This window comes from Streptomyces sp. MS19, from assembly GCF_047200595.1.
Classification (GTDB): Bacteria; Actinomycetota; Actinomycetes; order Streptomycetales; family Streptomycetaceae; genus Streptomyces.
In genome coordinates this window covers 12,046-31,915 of sequence record NZ_JBJZOH010000041.1, presented here as the reverse complement: position 1 = coordinate 31,915, position 19,870 = coordinate 12,046, and the positions used below count along the sequence as shown (strand labels likewise).

General features: G+C 74.3%; 19 protein-coding genes and 2 pseudogenes. 7 read left to right on the top strand and 14 right to left on the bottom strand.

The features are described 5' to 3' along the window. Positions 1-9: 9 nt before the first annotated feature. Both ACL02R_RS26110 and ACL02R_RS26105 read right to left on the bottom strand, forming a co-directional pair. Positions 10-1,173 carry a hypothetical protein gene (locus tag ACL02R_RS26110; RefSeq protein WP_412799433.1) on the bottom strand — a complete coding sequence of 388 codons (1,164 nt, stop codon included), beginning with the start codon at positions 1,171-1,173 and terminating at the stop codon, positions 10-12. A 324-nt stretch (positions 1,174-1,497) separates the two neighbouring features. Continuing rightward, positions 1,498-1,865: pseudogene (locus ACL02R_RS26105) on the bottom strand (FAD-dependent oxidoreductase); the annotation flags it as partial. Between the two features lie 446 nt (positions 1,866-2,311). On the opposite strand from ACL02R_RS26105, the gene ACL02R_RS26100 reads away from it, so the two are divergent. After that, positions 2,312-2,758 (top strand): anthrone oxygenase family protein, encoded by a 447-nt coding sequence (locus ACL02R_RS26100; RefSeq protein WP_412799415.1) that lies wholly within the window; start codon positions 2,312-2,314, stop codon positions 2,756-2,758. Here ACL02R_RS26100 and ACL02R_RS26095 read toward each other — a convergent pair. The 4 genes from ACL02R_RS26095 to ACL02R_RS26080 form a co-directional block, all read right to left on the bottom strand. Then, complete coding sequence (locus ACL02R_RS26095) at positions 2,698-2,925, bottom strand: hypothetical protein (RefSeq protein ID WP_412799414.1); 228 nt, start codon at positions 2,923-2,925, stop codon at positions 2,698-2,700. The two genes, ACL02R_RS26100 and ACL02R_RS26095, sit on opposite strands and share 61 nt — an antisense overlap. Before the next feature lie 543 nt (positions 2,926-3,468). After that, complete coding sequence (locus ACL02R_RS26090) at positions 3,469-4,536, bottom strand: NlpC/P60 family protein (RefSeq protein ID WP_412799413.1); 1,068 nt, start codon at positions 4,534-4,536, stop codon at positions 3,469-3,471. A gap of 157 nt (positions 4,537-4,693) precedes the next feature. Further along, a complete protein-coding gene (locus ACL02R_RS26085; RefSeq protein ID WP_412799412.1) occupies positions 4,694-5,494 on the bottom strand; it encodes a DsbA family protein in 801 nt (266 codons plus the stop codon). 74 nt (positions 5,495-5,568) lie between these two features. Next, positions 5,569-6,078: a DUF6194 family protein gene (locus ACL02R_RS26080; RefSeq protein WP_412799432.1), complete on the bottom strand. Its 510-nt coding sequence runs from the start codon at positions 6,076-6,078 to the stop codon at positions 5,569-5,571. Positions 6,079-6,125: 47 nt separating this feature from the next. On the opposite strand from ACL02R_RS26080, the pseudogene ACL02R_RS26075 reads away from it, so the two are divergent. After that, a pseudogene (locus ACL02R_RS26075) lies at positions 6,126-6,266 on the top strand (MerR family transcriptional regulator); the annotation flags it as partial. A gap of 20 nt (positions 6,267-6,286) precedes the next feature. Here the strand turns inward: ACL02R_RS26075 and ACL02R_RS26070 are convergent. After that, the gene (locus tag ACL02R_RS26070) at positions 6,287-6,526 is read right to left on the bottom strand and encodes a hypothetical protein (protein WP_412799435.1); all 240 of its coding nucleotides are present in this window, start codon (positions 6,524-6,526) and stop codon (positions 6,287-6,289) included. Between ACL02R_RS26070 and ACL02R_RS26065 the strand changes: the two genes are divergently transcribed. After that, the gene (locus tag ACL02R_RS26065) at positions 6,525-7,415 is read left to right on the top strand and encodes a MerR family transcriptional regulator (RefSeq protein ID WP_412799431.1); all 891 of its coding nucleotides are present in this window, start codon (positions 6,525-6,527) and stop codon (positions 7,413-7,415) included. The two genes, ACL02R_RS26070 and ACL02R_RS26065, sit on opposite strands and share 2 nt — an antisense overlap. Before the next feature lie 133 nt (positions 7,416-7,548). On the opposite strand, the gene ACL02R_RS26060 is transcribed toward ACL02R_RS26065, so the two are convergent. After that, positions 7,549-8,469 (bottom strand): zinc-binding dehydrogenase, encoded by a 921-nt coding sequence (locus ACL02R_RS26060; protein WP_412799430.1) that lies wholly within the window; start codon positions 8,467-8,469, stop codon positions 7,549-7,551. A gap of 100 nt (positions 8,470-8,569) precedes the next feature. Here ACL02R_RS26060 and ACL02R_RS26055 point away from each other — a divergent pair, with 100 nt between their 5' ends. Continuing rightward, positions 8,570-9,181 carry a TetR/AcrR family transcriptional regulator gene (locus ACL02R_RS26055; protein WP_412799411.1) on the top strand — a complete coding sequence of 204 codons (612 nt, stop codon included), beginning with the start codon at positions 8,570-8,572 and terminating at the stop codon, positions 9,179-9,181. 60 nt (positions 9,182-9,241) lie between these two features. Here the strand turns inward: ACL02R_RS26055 and ACL02R_RS26050 are convergent, their stop codons facing one another. After that, positions 9,242-11,836, bottom strand: a complete 2,595-nt coding sequence (locus ACL02R_RS26050) for a glycoside hydrolase family 9 protein (protein ID WP_412799429.1) — start codon at positions 11,834-11,836, stop codon at positions 9,242-9,244. Between the two features lie 206 nt (positions 11,837-12,042). Between ACL02R_RS26050 and ACL02R_RS26045 the strand changes: the two genes are divergently transcribed. Continuing rightward, the gene (locus tag ACL02R_RS26045) at positions 12,043-12,396 is read left to right on the top strand and encodes a hypothetical protein (protein ID WP_412799410.1); all 354 of its coding nucleotides are present in this window, start codon (positions 12,043-12,045) and stop codon (positions 12,394-12,396) included. An 82-nt stretch (positions 12,397-12,478) separates the two neighbouring features. Here the strand turns inward: ACL02R_RS26045 and ACL02R_RS26040 are convergent, their stop codons facing one another. The 5 genes from ACL02R_RS26040 to ACL02R_RS26020 form a co-directional block, all read right to left on the bottom strand. Continuing rightward, on the bottom strand, positions 12,479-12,697 hold the full coding sequence (locus tag ACL02R_RS26040; RefSeq protein WP_412799409.1) for a DUF397 domain-containing protein: 219 nt from the start codon (positions 12,695-12,697) through the stop codon (positions 12,479-12,481). Beyond that, positions 12,687-13,520, bottom strand: a complete 834-nt coding sequence (locus ACL02R_RS26035; protein WP_412799408.1) for a helix-turn-helix domain-containing protein — start codon at positions 13,518-13,520, stop codon at positions 12,687-12,689. The genes ACL02R_RS26040 and ACL02R_RS26035 overlap by 11 nt, the downstream gene beginning before the upstream one ends. A 164-nt stretch (positions 13,521-13,684) precedes the next feature. Then, on the bottom strand, positions 13,685-14,683 hold the full coding sequence (gene galE, locus ACL02R_RS26030) for a UDP-glucose 4-epimerase GalE (RefSeq protein WP_412799407.1): 999 nt from the start codon (positions 14,681-14,683) through the stop codon (positions 13,685-13,687). A 10-nt stretch (positions 14,684-14,693) separates the two neighbouring features. Continuing rightward, positions 14,694-15,815 (bottom strand): phosphotransferase family protein, encoded by a 1,122-nt coding sequence (locus ACL02R_RS26025; RefSeq protein ID WP_412799406.1) that lies wholly within the window; start codon positions 15,813-15,815, stop codon positions 14,694-14,696. Between the two features lie 46 nt (positions 15,816-15,861). After that, positions 15,862-16,293, bottom strand: a complete 432-nt coding sequence (locus ACL02R_RS26020) for a response regulator (RefSeq protein WP_362964199.1) — start codon at positions 16,291-16,293, stop codon at positions 15,862-15,864. A gap of 473 nt (positions 16,294-16,766) precedes the next feature. Here ACL02R_RS26020 and ACL02R_RS26015 point away from each other — a divergent pair, with 473 nt between their 5' ends. Beyond that, positions 16,767-18,419 (top strand): sensor histidine kinase, encoded by a 1,653-nt coding sequence (locus tag ACL02R_RS26015; RefSeq protein WP_412799405.1) that lies wholly within the window; start codon positions 16,767-16,769, stop codon positions 18,417-18,419. Next, positions 18,416-19,711, top strand: a complete 1,296-nt coding sequence (locus ACL02R_RS26010; protein ID WP_412799404.1) for a PP2C family protein-serine/threonine phosphatase — start codon at positions 18,416-18,418, stop codon at positions 19,709-19,711. The genes ACL02R_RS26015 and ACL02R_RS26010 overlap by 4 nt, the downstream gene beginning before the upstream one ends. Positions 19,712-19,870: the final 159 nt, after the last annotated feature.

Genomic DNA, 19,870 nt, shown 5'->3' with positions numbered 1-19,870 from the left:
TGAAGGCGGTCAGTCTGCCACGGTGATCACATAGCGTCCCGACTCCGTACCGGCCGCGGTGATGACCCGTACCTCTACAGGGCCCGCGTCAAGCTCCACCGGGACCGGCACGCGCAGCCGCGTATCACCCGGATTGCTGAACCCGCCCGTCACCGGCACGAGGGGTACGGGCACCTCCACGCCGCCGATGCGCACCACCGTCTCGGCCAGCCGGTCGGGGGCGGCGGCGCCCGCCGGGACGAAGCCGGAGCCGCGGATCTCCAGCTCGTCGCCGTGCCGGATCGGGGCGTGCAGGTCGCCCGGCTCGCGGACGCGCACGATCGACTGGATGACGGGCCTGCCGCCCTCGGTGTAGCGGGCGGCGGCGTACGCGAGGGCCGAGGCGGCGCCGAGCAGCACCAGCGGCCAGGGCGGGGAGGGGATGTGGCCGGGGTTGCGGGCGAGGGCGGCGGCCGTCCAGACGACGCCGGTGGCGGCGACGGCCGCGTACTGGGTCCCGGTGAAGCTGCCGCGTCCGCCGTCGTCCGTCAGCAGGTCGGCGGCGCGGGGGCGGTCGGCGCGGATCTTCTGCATGCGGAAGCCGCGTACGCGCGTGGCCACCGTGTGCCGCACCCAGACGGTGACGGCGAGGGCGACGGCCGCGGCGGTCAGCAGGCCCGCGCCGTCCGCGAACCCGGCGGCGCCGCCGGTGAGGGCGAGCGCGAGCAGGCTGTGGCAGGCGACCAGCAGCCAGGCGGCGGCGACGGCGCGAGAGGTGGACAGCCGGTTGTCGTCGCCGATCAGGGGCGCGAGCACGCCGCCGCGCGCCCGTTGCCGCCGCCCGAGCGCGGCGTACGCGACGGCCGCGCCCGGCGGGAGGAGCGCGACGAGGGCGGCGGTGCGGCCGGTGGACCAGCCGTCGCCGAGGAGCGCGGCGACGGGCTGGGCCAGGGCGAGGAGCGCGAGCAGCGCGGCGGCCGTCCAGGCGGCCCGCGCGGCGAGCCGGGCGAGGCGGGCGTCGTCGTCGGCGCGTTCGCGGGCCGCCGCGTCGCGGGCGGTGCGGGTCAGCTCGTCGGACACCCACTGCCGCGATGCGTCGGGCGAGTGGGCCAGGGCGTCCGGTATGCCGCGCCCGGCCGCCAGTTCGTCCCGCAGGCGCGCGAACTCCCGTGCCGCCGCTTCCTCCCCGCTCACGACACTCCCGGCTCCTCCCGCGTACGGCGACGCGTCCCGTGCCGCCGGTCCTGGTACCGGCGGCCGCTGCTGGGGGGATTGTGCCCTACGGAGCGGGCGGGGTGGTGATTTCCGGGCGGGCGGGCGGCGGCCGGGGAGGCGGTCGCTCAGGCGTACTCGCCCGAGGAGATGCTGATCGGGCCCGCCTCGGCGCTGCACCGCTGGTCGGTGCCGTTCTCCCCCTTGCGGACGCACACCCTGATGTAGATGTAGTCGTTCTCGGGGAAGTTGTAGTCGCAGATGACGGTGAAGTCGTTCGCTCCCATGGCGTTGTGGCAGGTGCCGCTCGGCCACGCCGGGGACGCCGTGGTCGGCGCCGTGGCTGCCGAGGGTGTGGAGGAGCGTGTCGTAGCCCAGTTCGGCAGGGGCGCCGGTGGCCGTGCCGGCCAGGTGACGATCCGGCGGGTGGGGTCGAGGGCGGTGACGCGGGCGACGCGCAGCCGTATCCCCGTGCCCGCGAAGACGTCGGCGAGCGGCGGGGCCGCGATCGCCTGCCCGGCCGCGAGCTGGTGCAGCCGCAGGCGCTGGACGAAGTCGGGTTCGGCGTTGACGACGGTGATCTCGGTGTCCTTCGGGGACAGTCGGTGCGCCAGGGTCCCGGCCGCGTAGGCGCCGGCGTAACCCGCGCCGAGGACGACGATGCGGTGCTTCACGTGGTGCTCCTGTCGGTTCGCTGGTCCCTGTCGGTGACTTGAGCGGGGCGGCGGGCCGATTCCTGACAGGAGCCGTGTGTGACATGGGTCACGGGCTGACGGGTGGTCGGTTCGGTGAATTTCATTGACTGATCGAGTTTTTGTGTGATTCTGCGCAGATTATTGCTCGTCCAGGGGATCGGCGGTTGAGTGTGCGCCACTTCCCGGGTCCACCACCACGCCTCTCCCGCGCGCCACGGCAGACGCCTGGCCGCGGCGCCCGCGCCCTGGTGACGCCCCGCGTCACCCCCTGGGACGGCCCCCGCCGCCGGGACGCCCGAGTCCGGCCGCGGGGGCTTTTCCGCGCCGTCTCGCTAGCGGCGCTAGACAAAGGAGCGATGTGTTGGTTAGCATCGCCACATCAGCTAGCGGCGCTAGAAGAAGTGCCGGGGACCTGAGGAGTGGACATGGAGAACGTACTGGCCGCCGGCACCACGGTGATCGTCGGACTGCTGGTCGGGGTGGAGTTCGCGGTGGCGGTCTTTCTCAACGCGATATTCGGCCGGCTGCCGGGCGACGCCGGGCTCCGCGGCCGTATCGAGGGGGCGCGCATCCTCGGGTTCGTGATGCCGTTCTGGTACATCGGCTCGGTCGTGCTCGGCTCGATCGTGACCTGGCAGTCCCGGGGCGACGGCGGGACGGGCGCGTTCGGCACGGCGACGGCGCTGCTCGCGCTGAGCGTGCTGATGTCGGTGACGCTGCTCGTCCCGATCAACTCGCGGGTGAAGCGCTGGACGTCGGAGAGCGTCCCGGCGGACTGGCACCAGCAGCTGGGGCGCTGGGACCGGTTCCACTATCTGCGCGTCGCGGTGCTGGTGGCGGCGTTCGCCCTGCTGGTCGCGGGGATCGCCTGACGGACGGGCCGGCCGCGTCGGGTCGTGCCCGGCGCGCTCCCCCGTACGCGCGGGCCGAGCACCGTGGTGAACAGCAGCTCGACGGCGGCCTCGGTGTCGAGACCGGCGGGCAGTTCACCGTTCTCGCGCGCCGCGTCCAGCCGGCCGCGCGGCGCCTCGCGGGTCACGTCGAACGCGGCCGCGGTCCTGGCCGCTCACCCGGGCGCCGGCCGTGCCCAGCTCGGTGGCCGTGTTGACCACGAAGCAGCCACGGCCCGGCTTCCCTGCGCCCGCTCGCACTGCCTGCCCGCCGCGCCGGTGAGCGGCCCTGAGGCCGTCGAGGCGTTCGGACGCCTGGTGCCGCGACTGTCGAAGACCGCGAGATCCCTGAAACCACGGGAAGCCGAACGAATGGCGCGGTGCGACGCGGACACCGTGCTGCTCGCTCGTGGAGCGGGCGGAGCTGACGGCGTCGTCGGGACGCCGACACGGGCGCTGACCCCCTTCCGTCCGGGCTCGGGGCCCGGGGCGAAGACGTTGTCGTGGACAGCGCGGCGCGAGGGCAGGGCGTGGCGGGCCGCGCTGATCCGGCGCGTCCGGTGGACCTCACCTCGCGTCCTGACCGTGAGGCGGCGAACCGGCTGTACGAGCGGCTGGGTTCCCGCGCCCGGGAGCCGAGGGTCCACCGGTTCGCCGTGGACGGATGGCGGCTCCCGCCGTTCGCGCCCGGTCTACGCGGGGCGGGTCGCGGCGACCAGGGGCATGGAGTCCACGGGGGCCATGCGTACCGGGGTGCCGGAGCGTGCCGCGTGGATGATCTGGCCGTCTCCGACGTAGATGCCGACGTGGCTCACACCCGAGTAGTAGAAGACCAGGTCGCCGGGCGCCAGCTGGTCGCGGGAGACGCGGGTGCCCGCGCTCACCTGGCTGTAGCTCGTGCGGGGCAGCGAGACGCCCGCGGTGCGCCAGGCGGCCTGGGTCAGGCCCGAGCAGTCGAACGCGTCGGGGCCCGTGGCGCCCCAGCCGTACGGCTTGCCCAGCTGCGCGTAGGCGAACGCGACGGCCGCGGCGGCGCGTGCGCTCGGCGAGGCGTCCCGCGCGGCGGACAGCGGCACGGCGCCGGTGGCGGCCTCGGTGGGTCCGGTGGGTCCGGTGGGTCCGGTGGGTTCGGCCAGCGCCGCGGCGCGCTCCTGCGCGGTCAGCCCGGCGAGCAGTTCCTCGGCCTCGGCAAGCCTGCGTTCGATCGTCGCGCGGTGCTCCGCCGCCGCGGACCGCGCGTCGGCGAGAACGTCCGCCTCCGCCTCGGCCTCCGCCCTCAGCCGCTCGACGGCCAGCAGCTCGTTGCCGAGGACGGCGACGGCGTCGGCCCGGCGGCTGCCCGCGCGGTCGAGGGCGGCGGCGCGCTCCAGGTACTCGTCCGGGTCGGTGGCGAGGGCGAGCTGGAGGGAGGCCGGTAATCCGGCGGCGCGGTACTCGGCCGCGGCCTGGGCGCCGAGGTCGCGGCGCAGGGCGTTGAGCTCGTCGGTGCGGCGGGCGGCCTGGTCGCGCAGCCGGTCGAGGTGCTCCTCGGCGCGCCCGGCGGTCTCCGTCGCCGCGTTGTACGCCTCGGTGGCCTCCTCCGCCTCGTGGTGCAGCTCGTCCACCTGCTGCCTGACCTCGGCCGCGGTGGTGCCCGGCGCGGCGACCGCCGCGCCGCCCGCGGCCAGCGGTGCCCCGGCGAGCGTCAGGGTCGCGGCCGCCGTGCGCAGCGACACGGTCCGCTGCGCGACGCTCCGCGGTCTCTTGCGATGTTGAGCCATGGCCCGGAACGCTAAACCGTGACGAGGCGGGCACTTGACCGCCCGACCGGGATTGGCGGCAATCCCCCGCACGGTGAGAGAAGCTGATCGGCCCGGTGACGGATTGTCCGATGGTTGTGACGGTTTGTTTCCGGTGAGGTCAGCCTGGCCCGCCGGGTCAGTCCGTCGCCGCCTCGTACGCCTCGTCGAGCACGCCGCGGAACGCGTCCTGGTCCTGCGCGCCGCCGACGAACGCGCCGTTCGCCAGGAACGCGGGCACCTGCGTGACCCCGGTCGACAGCGCCTCCTCGGCGTCCCGGCCCACCGCCTCGCCCGCCGCCGCGGAGTCCAGGTCGCGGCGGAACGTGTCCAGGTCGGGCACGCCCGCCTCCTCCGCCAGCGCCAGCACGCCCTCGTCGGAGAACCGGCCGCTGTCCATGTCGAACTCCTCGTCCATGGCGGCCGAGTAGAACTCCCAGAAGCGGCCCTGCTGCCCGGCCGCCCACGCGGCCCGCGCGGCGGTGTCCGACTCGGGGCCGTAGATCGGGAAGTTGCGGAACTCGATGCGGACCTTGCCCGTGTCCACGTACTCGTCCACCAGCCACGGGTGCGTCTCGCGCGCGTGGATGCCGCAGTAAGCGCACTGGAAGTCGAGGAACTCGACGAGCACCACGGGCGCGTCCACGTCCCCGACCGCCAGCGGGTCGTCCGGGTCGCGGTGCGCGACGTCGGCCAGCGCCGGATCGCCGAACCCCTCCTGGCGCGCGTCGTCACCCCCGCCCCCGCCCGCGCTGCCGAGCGCGGCGAGCACGCCCGCGCCCAGCGCGCACACCAGTAGTACGGCGATCACGACCGCCCAGGGGCGCCGCCGGTCGCCGCTCCGCGTGGGCGCGCGCCCCCCGCCGGCGGGGCGGCCGCCGCCACGCTGCGGCGTGCGGCCGGACTTCTTCTGCGGCTTCCTGGTGCGCGACACGGGCATGCCGCCAAGCGTAGGCGGCGTCCCGCGCGCCCGGTCCGGGGGTGCCGCGCCCCCGCGCGCTCCCGTGCCCCGGCTCAGTCCGTCACGGGCTCACCCCCCGTCCCCCGCCGCCGCTCGTGCCGGGCGCGGGCCGCCTCGTGGGCGCCGCGCAGCAGACCGAGGACGGTGACCGTCGTCAGCGGTCCGGGGTTGACGACGCAGATCCAGCCCAGGGACCCGTACACCGGGTGCGGCACCACCTGGTCGGACGCCGCGTGGTCGCGGGGGAGGGCGAGGGCGCGCGGCTCCTCGCCGGTGAGCCGCCGGAAGGTGTCGCGGTCCACATGGACGTTGACACGCCAGCGTCCCGGCGGATCGAGGTCGGACGCGGTGTCGTCGGGGTAGTCCTTGGTGACGATCGTCCCGTACGGCTGCCCGGTGCGGGGCAGCCGGCCGTCGGGGGCGTAGTAGAAGAAGGAGTCGCCCCACGTCAGCTCGGGGAAGGCCGGCTCCTGTGCTGTCGGCCCGGAGGACGTGCCGCCGGGCCCGGGGGCGACCACGAGCGCGCCGTCGAAGCCGCGCACCGCCGCGATGATCTGCTCCATACTCATGGTTCAAGCGTCACCTTCAAGTGCTTCTGTGGGGTTGGACGATGGGTGAACCGGCCGGGGGAGCGGGAGAGACGTCCCTGCGGACCGCGCAGGTCGCCAGGGCGACCGGGTATTCGGCGCAGCAGGTACGGGACCTGGAGGCGCTCGGCGTCATCCCGCCTGCCGCACGCTCGGCCGGCGGCTACCGCTCCTACACCCCTCTTCACGTACGCGCCCTGGCGGCGTACCGGGGGATCGCCGGGGCGGTCGGGCCGGTGGAGGCGCGGCGGCTGCTCGGGGAGGCGTGGTCGGGGACGCGGGCGGACGCGGCGGCGGTGATCGGCAGGGTGCACGTCCGGCTGGCGCGGGAACGGGAGGAGGTACTCGCCGCCCAGGCCGCCGTCCGCGCCGTCCGCGCGGAGGTGCGGACGGCGGGCGCCGCCGCCCGGGAGGCGGACGCCATGACCGTCACACAGCTCGCGGAAGCGCTCGGCGTGCGGGCGTCCACCCTGCGTTTCTGGGAGGACGAGGGGCTCGTCCACCCCGAGCGGGTGACGTCCCTGCGCGCCCGCCGCTACGGGACGGCCGCCATCGGGGAGGCCCGTATCGTCGCCGCGCTCCGGGCCGGCGGATACGGCATTCCCGCCGTGCGTGAGGTCATGGGCTCCCTCCGGAGCTTCGAGGGCCTGGCGGAGGCGGAGCGCGTCCTGCGGGGGCGTCTCGACCGGATCGCCGCGCGGTCCGTGGCACTGCTCACGGCGGGCGCGGACCTGGCGGCCGTCATCGCGGCCCTCCCCGGCGCAGCCGCCGGGGAGCGACCCCACCCACTCCCGCGCCCTCCGCCCGGACGGTCGGCAGGGGAGGGCGCGAGGTGTCCCGCCGGACCCCGCTGTGGGAGTGGGCCGTATCCGGTGGGGCAGGGGCACGCCGCCATGGACGGCGTGTCCCTGCCGGGCCGGGCTGCGGCCTGGGCCGGCGCGCACCGGGGCAACCCGCCGCGGCAGCCGCCGACCCCTGCCCTGTCCGGTGAGTGGGGGACGACGCCACGGAGGGGGACGGCTGGGCCCCGCCCCGGGCCGAGACATCCCGGCCGTTGGGGCCGTTGGGGCCGTTGGGGCCGTTGGGGCCGTTGCCCGGGTCGGGGCGAGGGCCGGTCCGGACGTGGCCGTGGGTGCTGGGTACGGCAGGAGGCGCCTGGTGTGCCGTCCTGTTCGGGGAGACGTGAGGCGGTCGGCCGGTCCGCGGGCGGCGCGGACCCGCCCCGGTCCGGTGGCCGGAGGCGGGAGCGGGCGGCGCCGCAGGCCCTCCGGAGTGCGGCGCGGGGAGCCGGTCCCGGCCGGATGCACCGGTGACGCGAGGGCCCGCACAGCGGCGGAGGGAAGGTGGAGTCGCCGCCGAAGTGACGTTGCGTAGCCGTTCATGGATTCACCGTAAGCTCTCCGTAGTCGGTCCGGTATCGCTCGTGCGGGTGAATCCCGGCGCTCGTCAGGAAGCGGCCGGCGGCTCCACGTCGAGGACGACCTTGCCCGCTACGCGGCGGTCGAGCAGGGCTCTGGCCGCGTCGGCGACATCGGCCCAGCCCGCGCGGCGGTCCACCTCCGCCGACAGGCGGCCCGACGCCACGAAGCCGAGCAGCACCGCCAGGTCCGGCCCCACCTCCCGCGTGTCACCGAACGACGCCAGGGTCTTGGCCGGCCCCGGCGAGAACAGCGAGTGCGGCGGGAACACCGCCGGTTCGTCCGACGCCCAGCCGATGTGCTGGACGCCGCCCCCCGGCGCGAGCAGCGACCAGGCCGCCACCAGCTGCGCCCCGCCCACCGTGTCCAGGACGAGATCCACCGGCCGGTCCACGCCGTCCAGGCCGACCACCACTTCGTCCGCCCCCAGCGCGGCAAGCCCCTCGCCCCGCGCCGCCGACCCCACCGACGCGATCACGTGCGCCCCGCCCAGCGCCGCCAGCTGCACCGCGTACCGCCCCACGCCCCCCGCCGCGCCCGTGACCAGCACGCGGCTGCCCAGGATCGGCCGCGAACGCAGCGTCCGCAGCGCGGTGAGCCCCGCCATCGGCAGCGCGGCGGCGTCCGCCAGCCCGACCCCCGCCGGCACCTCGGCCACCGCGCCCGTGTCCACGGCCATCCGCTGCGCCCACGCCGCCTCGCCGAAGGCCGCGACCCGCGCGCCCACCGCCGGGCCGCTGCCGTCCGCCGCCGCCCGGACGACGACACCGGCCGCGTCGTACCCGTGCACCGTCCCGGCCGGGCGCTGTCCGGCGAACGCCACCTCGCCGCGGTTGAGCGAGATGTGCCGGACGTCCAGCAGCAGTTGGTGCCGCTCGGGCCGCGGTTCCGGCACCGTGCCCAGGCGCAGGGAGCCGGGGGCGGCGGGATCGACGACGAGCGCGCGTATGTCCATCGGGTGTCTCCTCGCAAGATATACGGACCGGCGGTCCGGATGCTGCACGGTAGTATCCGGACCGTCAGTCCGTCCAGTCCCGAGGGGAGGCGCGATGCCCGGACAGCGCCCCGAGCGCCCCGAGCGCCCCGAGCGCGCCGACGCCGCCCGCAACCGCGGCGCCGTCCTCCGCGCCGCCGAGCAGCTCCTCGCCGAGGGCGGCGGCGACCACGTCTCCCTCGACCGCGTCGCCGCGCTCGCCGGAGTCGGCAAGGGCACCGTCTTCCGCCGCTTCGGCAGCCGCGCCGGACTCCTCCAGGCGCTCCTGGAGGAACGGTCCAGCGCCCTGCGCGCCGCCATCGCCGACGGCCCCCCGCCCCTCGGCCCCGGCGCGCCCGCCCCCGAGCGGATGCTCGCGTTCCTCGACCGGCTCGGCGCCATCGCCGAGGGCAACGCCGCGCTCCTGTCCGCCCACGACGCCGCCTGCGCCGACGAGCGCTACGACGACCCCAGCTACCGGCTCTGGCACGGCCACCTCGCCGCGTTGTTCGCCGACGAACGCCCCGACCTCGACGCCGCGTTCCTCGCCCACACCCTGCTCGCGGTCTTCGACGGCGCCCTGATCCGCCACATCACCCCGCCAGGCGACCCGCGCCGCTTCACCCGCTCCGTGCAGCGCACCGCCATGGCGCTGCTCGGCCGCGACGACTTCAGCCCCGACGTCTGAAACGCGACCGGGCCCCGGGGGAAGTCCCCCCGAGGCCCGGACCGTTCTGCCCGCGCGACGTCAGCCGACGTCGCACGCCTCACCGTTGAGGGTGAACGCGGTCGGGTCCGCCGCCGCGCCCGTGACCGTTCCGTTGAACCCGAAGTTCACCGAACCGCCGGGCGGGATCGACCCGTTCCACGCCACCGGGCGCGCCGTCACGTCACGCCCGTCCTGGGTGACGGCCGAGTTCCAGTGCTGGGTGATCCGCTGCGCGTCCGCGAAGGACCAGCGCAGCTCCCACGGACTGACCGCCGAGGCACCGGTGTTGGCGACCGTCACCTGCGTCGAGAAGCCGCCCTGCCAGCGGTTGGTGACGTACGACACCTCGCACCCGGCCGGGTCGCCCGGGTCGCCCGGGTCGCCCGGGTCGCCAGGACCCTCCCCGCCGTCGCCCGCGACGCTGTCCGCCCAGGCGGCGGCCCAGGCCAGCGGCGCGTTCCAGTTGATCGTGACCTCGTTCGTCGCGTACGACTCGATGTGGTCGACGTAGCACATCGCCGGGGCGCAGCCCTGGAGCAGGTCCTCGGCGACCGGGTCCTGGAGCGCGCTGTTCGGGCCGCCGGCCAGGGACCCGGCGGGCGGGTGCGGCAGCGACGCGTTCAGCTGGTTGGCCCAGAAGCGGTGGTGCTGGTTCTCGACGTCGCGCTCGCCGTAGCCGGTCACGTACGAGAGGTTGAGCGGGTTGCGGCCCAGGATGTAGTCCAGGCCGGTCAGCGCCGCGTCGCGGTAAGCGGCGTCCTCCGTCAGGTCGTACGCCGTCGCGAGGACCACGACGTTGTTCAGCACCTGGCTGTTGGAGCCCCACACGAAGTCGTCCTCGGGCGCGAGCGGCAGACCGTACGCCGCGCCCTGCGCCGAGTCCGCGAAGCCGTCGGCCGCGCCGGTCACCGCCGAGCGGACGGAGGCCAGTTCGGACGCCGACAGGCCGTTGTCGACCGTCGCCAGGTCGAGCGCGCCGAGCGCCGCCGTCGAGCCCCACGAGAAGCCGCCGGACGGGAACAGCGCGTCGCCGTCGCCCCACAGCTCCGAACCCGTCACCGCCTGGCGGTAGTCGGCGCCGCCGGTCGTGATGAACAGTTCGGCCGCGGCCCAGAAGAACTCGTCCGACACGTCGTTGTCGCTGTAGGCGCCGCCGCCCGTCCCGTCGTTCGGGTCCGCGTAGACCGCCGGGTGGGCCACCGCCGCGTCCCAGGCCGTCTCCGCCGCGTCGAGCAGCTCGGCCGCGTACGCCGCGTCGTACGGCTCGAACAGGCGGGCGCCCTGCGCGGCCGCCGCCGCCAGGTTCAGCGTCGCCGCCGTGGACGGCGGGTGCAGCTCGCGGAGCTGGGTGTCCTGGTCGGGGCGCGTCGGCAGCGCGGTCCACTGCCGGTCGTGCAGCTTGTGGTGCGCCATCCCAGCCAGTTCCTCACCGGCGGGCACCTGCATGGCGGTCAGGAAGTCCAGCTCCCAGCGCGCCTCGTCCAGCAGGTCGGGGACGCCGTTGCCGCGCTCGGGGACGGCGAGGGAGCTGTCGCCCAGCTCGGCGCCGTCGCGTTCGAAGGCGGAGAGCAGCTGCGCGACGGAGATGCCGCCGTTGACCACGTACTTGCCGTGGTCGCCCGCGTCGTACCAGCCGCCCGCCGCGTCGAGGCGGTAGTCGCAGACGCCGGGCTGGCAGGGCACGTTGTCGTCGCCCTGGTTCGGCGCGACGTTGGCGTGCCCGGCGGGGCGCGCGTACTCCTGGCCGACGAGGGCGGCGTCGATCGCGATGCCGCTGCGCTGGTGGTAGAAGAACGCGAGGGCGTCGTCGCGCAGGCCGTCGTAGAGGCCGTCGCCGAGGGAGAACGGCTCGCTCACCGCGTCGCCGATCACCACGGTGTAGCCGTCACCGGCTTCAGTGACCGAGCTGAAGTCGAACGTGTGGACGTTCTGCTCGGAGATCGGGTCCACGCCGCGCGGGGTGGTCGTGCCGGTGGCGACCTGGGTGCCGTCCGCGTCGCGCAGCGACCAGCCCTGGGCGGCGGTCGCCTCGGTGACGAACGTGCCCTGTTTCGGGCCGGTCGTGAGGTAGCCGACCTGGTTGACGCGCACCGGCGAGCCGGTGTCCGGCTCGTACACCGGCGGTTCCGCGCCGCCGGTCAGCGACACGTCGTCCACGCAGAAGGTGTACGCGCCCGCGCTGCCGCCGATCTGGAAGGCCAGCTGCGCGGCGGTGTTGTCGGCGCTCGCGGTGAACGTGTGGGAGACGGTCTCCGGGGCGGTGCCGATCTGGTCGGGCGAGGCCAGCTCGGTCGTCCACGGGTCAACGGCCAGCTGGACGTTCGTCCTGATGGTGATGGGCGCGGTCGAGGAGGCGGTGTACGACAGCTCGTAGCTCTCGCCGGCGGTCAGCGGCAGGCCGTCCTGGCCGAGGATGGCGTCCCAGGGGTTGGCGGTGCCCGCCGGGACGTCCACGCACAGCCGTCCGTCCACGACGGTGCCGGGGCTGCCCTCGGTCCACCACCAGGGGTCGGTGCCGTCGGAGAAGTCGCCGTTGTCGATCAGCTCAGGGCCCTCGGCGGCGGCCGGGGTGGCGAGCGCCGGGACGGCGAGGGCCCCGGCGGCGAGGCCCGTGCTGAGGACGACGCCCAGCAGGCGGGAACGGGAACGGGGTCGGGAGCGAGGGGGGTGGGCGTGCGCGGAGCGGGAAGGACGTGGTGTCACGGCTCGATCCTTCTTCGGCAGGGCGGACGGTGGGTGTGGGAGCGCTCCCAAAGCATCCTGTGGGCATGGCAGGGACCCGTCAACCCCCGCGTACCCCCCAACAGCGCCGGATTTCCCCGTCACTAAGCTCGTGCCCCATGGACGTCCTCATCAACATCCTGGTCGCCTTCCACATCATCGGGATCGCCGCGCTGCTCGGCGGGTTCCTGACGCAGATGAAGGCCCTGCGCACGGGTGGCGCCCGGATGACGCCCGCGATGCTGCACGGCGCCCTCACCATGCTGGTGACGGGCGTGGCGCTCGTCGGGCTCAACGAGGCGGACGACCAGTCCGTCAACCACGTCAAGATCGGTGTCAAGCTGGCCGTCCTGGTCGTGATCCTCGTGCCCGTCTACCTCAAGCGGGACGACGAGAAGGTCTCCAACGGGCTGTTCGGCATGGTGGGCGCGCTGACGGTCGCCAACGTCTTCATCGCCACCGTCTGGACCTGATCCCGCTCCGGCCCGGGGCCCTGCCTGTCCACCGACCACCGGTTGACAGGCAGGTGACGGCAAAGGACGCGCGTACCCGATCTCAGCAGGCGCCGTATTCCTTGAGGGCGCCGATGAATTCCCGCCATGCGGACGAGGTGAACACCACAGGGGCGGCCGCGGGATTCTTGGAATCCCGGACCGGGGCCGCCCCGGGAAAGCCGAAAGCCAACTCGACGCAATCGCCGTTCTCCGAACCGCTGTGGCTCGACTTGCGCCAGTCGCCGCCGAATTCCGCGGGCGCGGCACGATCAACTGTCATCGCTGAACTCTTTCAGGTATGTGCGGATCAGTTCGAGAGACTCGTGTACCGGTGACGCCAGGGACCTGGCCGTGTCGAATCGCTGCGCGAGGCTGATGACCCGCTCCGGTGTTTCTCCTTCGTCGCCCGAATTGAAACTCTCGACCAGCGCGTCGGTCCGGCCGTCCTTGGAGGTGAGCAGGGTCAGACTGCCGCCGAGCATCGGGTGGAAACCCTGGTCGAAGGGCAGGACCTGCACGGTCACGCGGGGATTGGCCGCGAACAGCAGGATGTGCTCCAACTGCCGCCGCATCACCGCCTTGTCGCGCGCCGGCCGCCGCAGCGACGCCTCGTCGATGACGGCCCAGTAGTACGGCGGGTCGGGGCGCTCGAAGATCCGCTGCCGTTCCATGCGCGCTTCCACGCGGGCCTCGATCTGGTGCTGCGACGGCGCGAGCAGCCCGGTCCTGAACAGTTCCGTCGCGTATTCCCTCGTCTGCATCAGCCCCGGGATCAGGCTGCTGGTGAACACCTGGATACGCACCGCGTCCCGTTCCTTGCGGACGAAGTTGCGGCTGTACCTGGCGATCAGCGCGTCCTGCGCGAGGCCGTGCAGTTCGGCCAGCGCGCCGTCCGTCTCGAAATAGGTGTCGAGCGCGGTGATGAGCGCCGCCGACGCCGGCTGCTTCCCCAGCTCGACCCGTCCGAGGTAGCTGTGGGAGTAGCCCGTGACCGCCGCGGACAGCCCGCGCAGGGAGAGTCCCCGCGCCGTACGGAAGCCCCTGATACGCCGCCCGAGGCGCGCGTCCGGGCTCAGCTCCCCCTCTTCACCGGTCAGCTCCACGGCAGTTACCCGTTCCCTTCGTGAACCCCTCGTCACCGACAGTGATGTGGTGACACCCGGGATGTGTACCCCACCCGGTCGGAGGGTCATGCCTGGGAACATGCACACGGACGGCATCCGGCCGCGTGCGCGCCGTCACCGGCCGGTGCGGCCGCCAGCCGGGGTCAGCGCGGTGTCAGCACGCTGTCGCGCAGCGCGGCCCACTGGAGCGAGTGGCGGATGCCGTCGGTCAGCGAGTACCGCGCCTCCCAGCCGAGGAGGTCGCGCGCCCGGTCCGTACGGGTCCAGGCGCCGGCCACGTCGCCGGGGCGCGCGGGCGCCTCCACCGCCTCCACGGGCGTGTCGAGCAGGCTGTTGAACGCGGCGAACAGCTCGCGGACGGTGGTGCCCCGGCCCGTGCCCAGGTTGACGACGAGGTGGGGCCGCTCGTCCGTGAGGTTCTCGTCGAAGGAGCGCAGCGCCGCCACGTGCGCCGTCGCGAGGTCCCAGACGTGGACGTAGTCGCGGATGCCGGAACCGTCCCTGGTCGGCCAGTCGGTGCCGGTGATCTCGAACGGGACGCCGTCCTCCGCCGCCTGGATCATCCTGCCCAGCGCGTGGCTGGGGCGCGGGTGCTGGATGCCGGTGCGCATCTCCGGGTCGGCGCCGATGGGGTTGAAGTAGCGCAGGGACAGGACGCGCAGCGGCTGGGTGGCGGCGATGTCGGCGAACATGCCCTCGCACACCGCCTTCGTCCGCGCGTAGGGGCTCTGCGGGTCGAGCGCCGAGTCCTCGTCCACGGTCAGGTCGTCGTTCGCGCGGTAGATGGAGGCGGAGGAGCTGAAGACGAGGCGGTCGCAGCCGTTGCGCAGGAGGTGGCCCGCCAGGTCGAGGCTCTTCACGACGTTCGCCCGGTAGTAGCCCACCGGGTCCGCCACCGACTCGGGGACGACGATCAGCGCGGCGCAGTGGACGACCGCGTGGATGTCCGGGTGCTCGGCGAAGATCCGGTCGACCAGCGCGCCGTCGGAGATGTCGCCCTCGTAGAACGCGCGGTCCGCCGTGAACTCGCGACGGCCCGTCACCAGGCTGTCCAGGACGACCGGGGTGATGCCCGCGTCCAGGCAGGCCTGCGCGACCGTGCTTCCGATGTACCCCGCGCCGCCTGTGATCAGGACCTTCATGCCCGCTCCTTCAACGTGCCGAGCCAGCCAGCCTACCCGGCGGCCCTCCACGGCGGGCTCGGGGTGGTGGGCGGGCGTCCACCAGCCAGCCCGTCCAGCGTTCCGCCGACCGCAGCACCCGCCGCAACTCCAGCAGGTACTCCAGCACTTGCCCGTACGAGGCGGCCCGCTCCGCCGCCGACACCGGCCGGTGCCCCAACGCGCGCCACAGCAGCCACGCCGCCCCGCCCACCCGCCGGTCCACCTCCCCGGCGAACGCCTCAGGCGCCGCCTCCACCGGCGCCCCGCCCGCCTCCCGGTACGCGCCCAGCACGTCGAGGAACCCCGCCCGCCCCGGCCCACGCGCCGTCCGCCCGAACGCCAGCCCGGCCCGCACCACTTCCCAGGCCGCCAGGTCGGCCCGCGCCCCGTCCCAGTCGAGCAGCACGGGCCCGCCCGCCGTCACCAGCACGTTGTCCGGCTTCACATCGGCGTGCGTGAACACCGGCGCCGCCCCCGGCCGTTCCAGCGCCGCGCCGACCAGCCCGACCGCCCGCGCCACGTCCGGCAGGAACCGCCGCACCGCCCCGACGAAGCCGTCCGGCACGTCCCCCGGCGCCCCGTCCAGCGCCGCCCGCCACTCCGCCACCGCGTGCGGCTGCCGCAGCACCGGCGCGCCGCCGATCCCCGGGGGCGCGGGCAGCGCGTGGAGCGCCGCGAGCGTACGCCCCGCCCACCGCCGTACGGCCCGCGGCACGCCCGCCTCGGGGACCGGCGCGCCGTCGCACCAGGCGTGCACGAGGAAGCTGCGCAACTCCCCGTCCTCGTCCGGCAGATCCGCCAGCAGCGGCGCCGCCGGACGCAGCGGCGGCACGGGCCGCGGCATCGCGATCCCGTGGCGGAACGCGTTCTCCTGCACCGCCGCCGCCACCGCGTACTCCGCGTCCCACCACGCCTCACGCGGCCGGTTCAGCCGCTTCACCGCCCACACCCCCGCGCCGGTCCGCAGCCGCCACAGCGGGTGCGACCGCCCGCCGGGCACGGGCACGGGCGCCTCCCGCACGTCCCCCAGACCGAACGCAGCGGCCACCGCCGCGGCGTCGAGCCGCGGGGTGGCCGGTGTCACATCCATGCCGCGTGTGGCGAACGCCATACAGTCATCACGGTCATACGCGGCAGGCTACGGGCGGGGGCCCGCCTCAGTCGCGCGGGATCTTCGCCGCCATGTCCAGGTAGAACGCGTCGATGCTGCGCACCGCGTCGGTGAAGTCGTCCAGGTTGACCGGCTTGGTCACATACGCGTTCGCGTGCCGCCGGTACGCCGCCGACACGTCGTCCGGCGCGGCCGACGTGGTGAGGACCACGACCGGGATCATCTTCAGGTCGTCCTCCTGCTTGAGGACGGTCAGCAGCTCACGCCCGTTCATCCGCGGCATGTTCAGATCGAGGACGATCAGATCGGGCCGCGGATTGGCCGGGTTCTGGAGGTAGTCCAGCGCCGCGACGCCGTCGTCGACCTGCGCGAGCGCCCGCGTGGCGCCTCGTTCGCGCAGCGCGTCCTCGATGAGCATGGCGTCGGCCGGGTCGTCCTCGACGAGGAGGATGTCGTAGGGCGGGGCGGGGGTTGCCATGGGGGTGGTCATTCCGAATCAACTCCGGTCGCTGACGGGTCGATGTGGCGCGGGCCGGCGGCGGGATGCGCACCGGTCGCGGGGGACGCACACACCGGGCTCGGGGTGGTGGCCGTCGTCAGCGGGGGCTGCCGCGCCCCCGGGGTCCGCCGTCCTGTCCACCGCGCACCGGGACTGTGCCTGGCGTGCCGGCCCGTTGATCATCGCACCCGCGCCGACCGCGCCGTCCTCCGAGGGACGACGTGAAGCGGAACGGATACCGGGCATGGGTACGAGCGTAAGGTTCCCGGTCACAGGCTGACAACCGCCGTCCCGCGTTCCCCCTGTATCGTGACTGGGCGCGCCGGAACCGGAAGGTCATCCCAGACCCCCGGACCGGCGCAGTGTCGTGGGGGGACAGGAGGACTCTCATGCAGGCCGTTGCCGCAAACCGGTCAGCGCGGTGGACCACACGCCGCTGGCTGCTCGTCGGAGTGACGACCACACTGGCCGTCTTCACCGTGCTCGGGGCCATCGGCACCTGGGCCCTGGTACGCACCTCCGACTCGACCCGGCAGCTGACCGAGGTCTCGTCCCCCGCGCTGGTGCAGGCGGTACGCCTGGAGCGCGCCCTGATCGACCAGGAGACCGGCATCCGGGGCTACGCGCTCTCGGGCCGCGACGACTTCCTCGACCCCTACCGCCAGGGCCGTGAGGACGAGGAGTCCGCCGCGGCACGCCTGCGTGGCCTCATCGCCGGGAACGGGGCGGCCGAGGACGACCTGGCGGCCGTGCTCCAGCGGGTCGGCGAGTGGCGCGAGCAGCTCGCCGAGCCCATCGTCTCGGCTTCCCGCGAGGACCTCGCCCGGCTCACCGCCGACTACACGGAACGCGGCAACGTCGCGTTCGACGCCGTGCGCGCCGCCGTCGCCGACCAGCAGCGCTACCTGGCCGACATCCGCGACGCCGCCCGCGAGGACCTGCACGACGCCGAGATCGTCCGCAACGTCGTCTTCGCCGCCATCGCCCTGCTGATCCTGACCGTGACCGTCCTGGCGTTCGACGCCATGCGGCGCAGCGTCACGCGCCCCCTGGAGCGGCTGTCCCGGGACGCCCGCCAGGTCGCCGAGGGGGATTTCGACCACCCCATCCCCGCCCCCGCCGGGCCCGCCGACCTGGAGCAGCTCGGCAAGGACGTGGAGGACATGCGCCGCCGTCTCGCCGACGAGCTGGAGTTCACCGAGCGCGCCAGGCTGCGCCTCGACGAGCAGGCGATGGAGCTGCGGCGCTCCAACGACGAGCTGGAGCAGTTCGCGTACGTCGCCTCCCACGACCTCCAGGAGCCGCTGCGCAAGGTCGCGAGCTTCTGCCAACTGCTCCAGCGCCGCTACGGCGGGCAACTGGACGAGCGCGCGGACCAGTACATCGGCTTCGCGGTGGACGGCGCCAACCGGATGCAGGTCCTCATCAACGATTTGCTGCTGTTCTCGCGCGTCGGCCGGATGAACACCGAGTCCCGCGCCATCGACCTGAACGAGACGCTGGCCTCCGTGCTCGACGCGATCAGCGTCGGGATGGAGGAGTCCGGCGCCGAGGTCACGCACGACCCGCTGCCGCACGTCACCGGTGACACGAGCCAGTTCGTGATGCTGTTCCAGAACCTCATCACGAACGCCGTGAAGTTCCGCGCGCCCGACCGCGCCCCCCGGATCCACATCGGGGCGGAGCGCGACGGCGACCGGTGGCGGCTGTCCGTCACGGACAACGGCATCGGGATCGAGCCCGAGTACGCGGAGCGCGTCTTCGTGATCTTCCAGCGCCTCCACACCCGCGACGCCTACCCGGGCAGCGGCATCGGCCTGGCGATGTGCAAGAAGATCGTGGAGTACCTCGGCGGCACCATCTCCGTGGACCAGGCGCACACCGGCGGCGCGCGGATCGTGTTCACGCTGCCGGGCGCGCCCGGACACGACGATCCGCCGGAACCGGACGCGACGGACACGGCCGGCACGGCGGACACGGCGGACACGGCCGAAGGCACGGCGGACGGCACCGAGGACGCGCCCCGCACGGACGGCGCGGAGGACAGCACGGCCGATACGGACGACGTGGACGGCGCGGACGCCGGAAAGGTGCCGCTGAGATGACCACCCCCGCGCCGCGCAGCCCCCTCCCCCCGGCCGAGAGCGCCGTCCCCTTGCGCCTGCTCCTCGTCGAGGACGACGACGGCGACGCACTCCTCGTCGAGGAGATGCTGCTCGACACGGGCCTGTCCCACGAACTGCGGCGCTGCAAGACCCTCGCCGAAGCCCTCGGCCGCATCGGCCCCGGCCGCCCGCCCGGCCCGAGCGGCTCCCCCGAGTGCGTCCTGCTGGACCTGCACCTGCCCGACGCGTCCGGCGTGGACGCCGTCAGGTCCCTGCGGCAGACCAGCCCGGGGACGGCCGTCATCGTCCTCACCGGCCTCGCCGAGTCCGACGCGGGCGCCGAGGCCGTCGCCGCGGGCGCGCAGGACTACCTGGTCAAGGGCAAGGTCGAGGCGGAGCTGCTGCGCCGCGCCCTGCGCTACGCCATCCACCGCAAGCAGGCCGAGCGCGCCAACGCCGAGCTGCGCGAGAACCGCATCCTCGCCGCCGAGAACGCCCGCCTCGAACACAGTCTCCTCCCCACGCCCCTGCTGGAGGCGCCCTCGGTCGGCGTGCTGAGCCGCTACGTCCCCGGCCGCGAGCGCGCGCTGCTGTCCGGCGACTTCCTGGACGTCGTCGAGACCGGCGACGGCCTGATCCACGCCGTCATCGGCGACGTCAGCGGCCACGGCCCCGACCAGGTGGCGCTCGGCGTGTGCCTGCGCATCACCTGGCGGGCCCTCACGCTCGCCGGGACGGACGGCATCGACCTGCTCGACCTCCTCGAACGCATGCTGGTCGCGGAGCGCACCGGCGGCGACCTGTTCGCCACCTGCACGCTGCTCACCGTGGACCCCGCCGCCCGCCGCGCCACGCTGTACCTGGCCGGTCACCACGAGCCGCTGCTGCTCACGGGCGAGGGCGCCGGCCGGCGGACACGCGAGGTCACCGGCAAGCACGGCCTCGCCCTCGGCATCGTCCCGGGCCTCCAGCGCTGGTACCCGACGACGTTCGACCTGCCGCCCGAGGGCACCCTGCTGCTCTACACGGACGGCCTCATCGAGGGCCACCGCGACGCGAGCGGCGAGCGGCTCGGAGCCGAGGGCCTGATCCAGCTGATCGAGGCGTCCCGCGCCGCCGACTCCGACGCGCGGCTCGACGAGCTGCTGGCGACCGTGCGCCGCATGGACGCCGGGCGGCACACCGACGACATCGCGATCCTCCAGCTCAGCTGGCCGCAGGGCGCGCACGGCGCGATGACACCCACCGGCGCGGTCGGCTCACGGCGGGTCACGGGCCCGGGAGGCGCCTGACCGGTACGCCTGGCATGTCCCGTCCCGGTGCGGGTACTCCGGAAGGTCCGTGCCCGCGACCCGGCGGGCAGGGGACCCGAGGAGGACGGCGTGACCCAGGCGGCCCGTACGGACACGGCGGACGCGACGACCACGGCGGCCGACGGCCGCGTCGCGGAC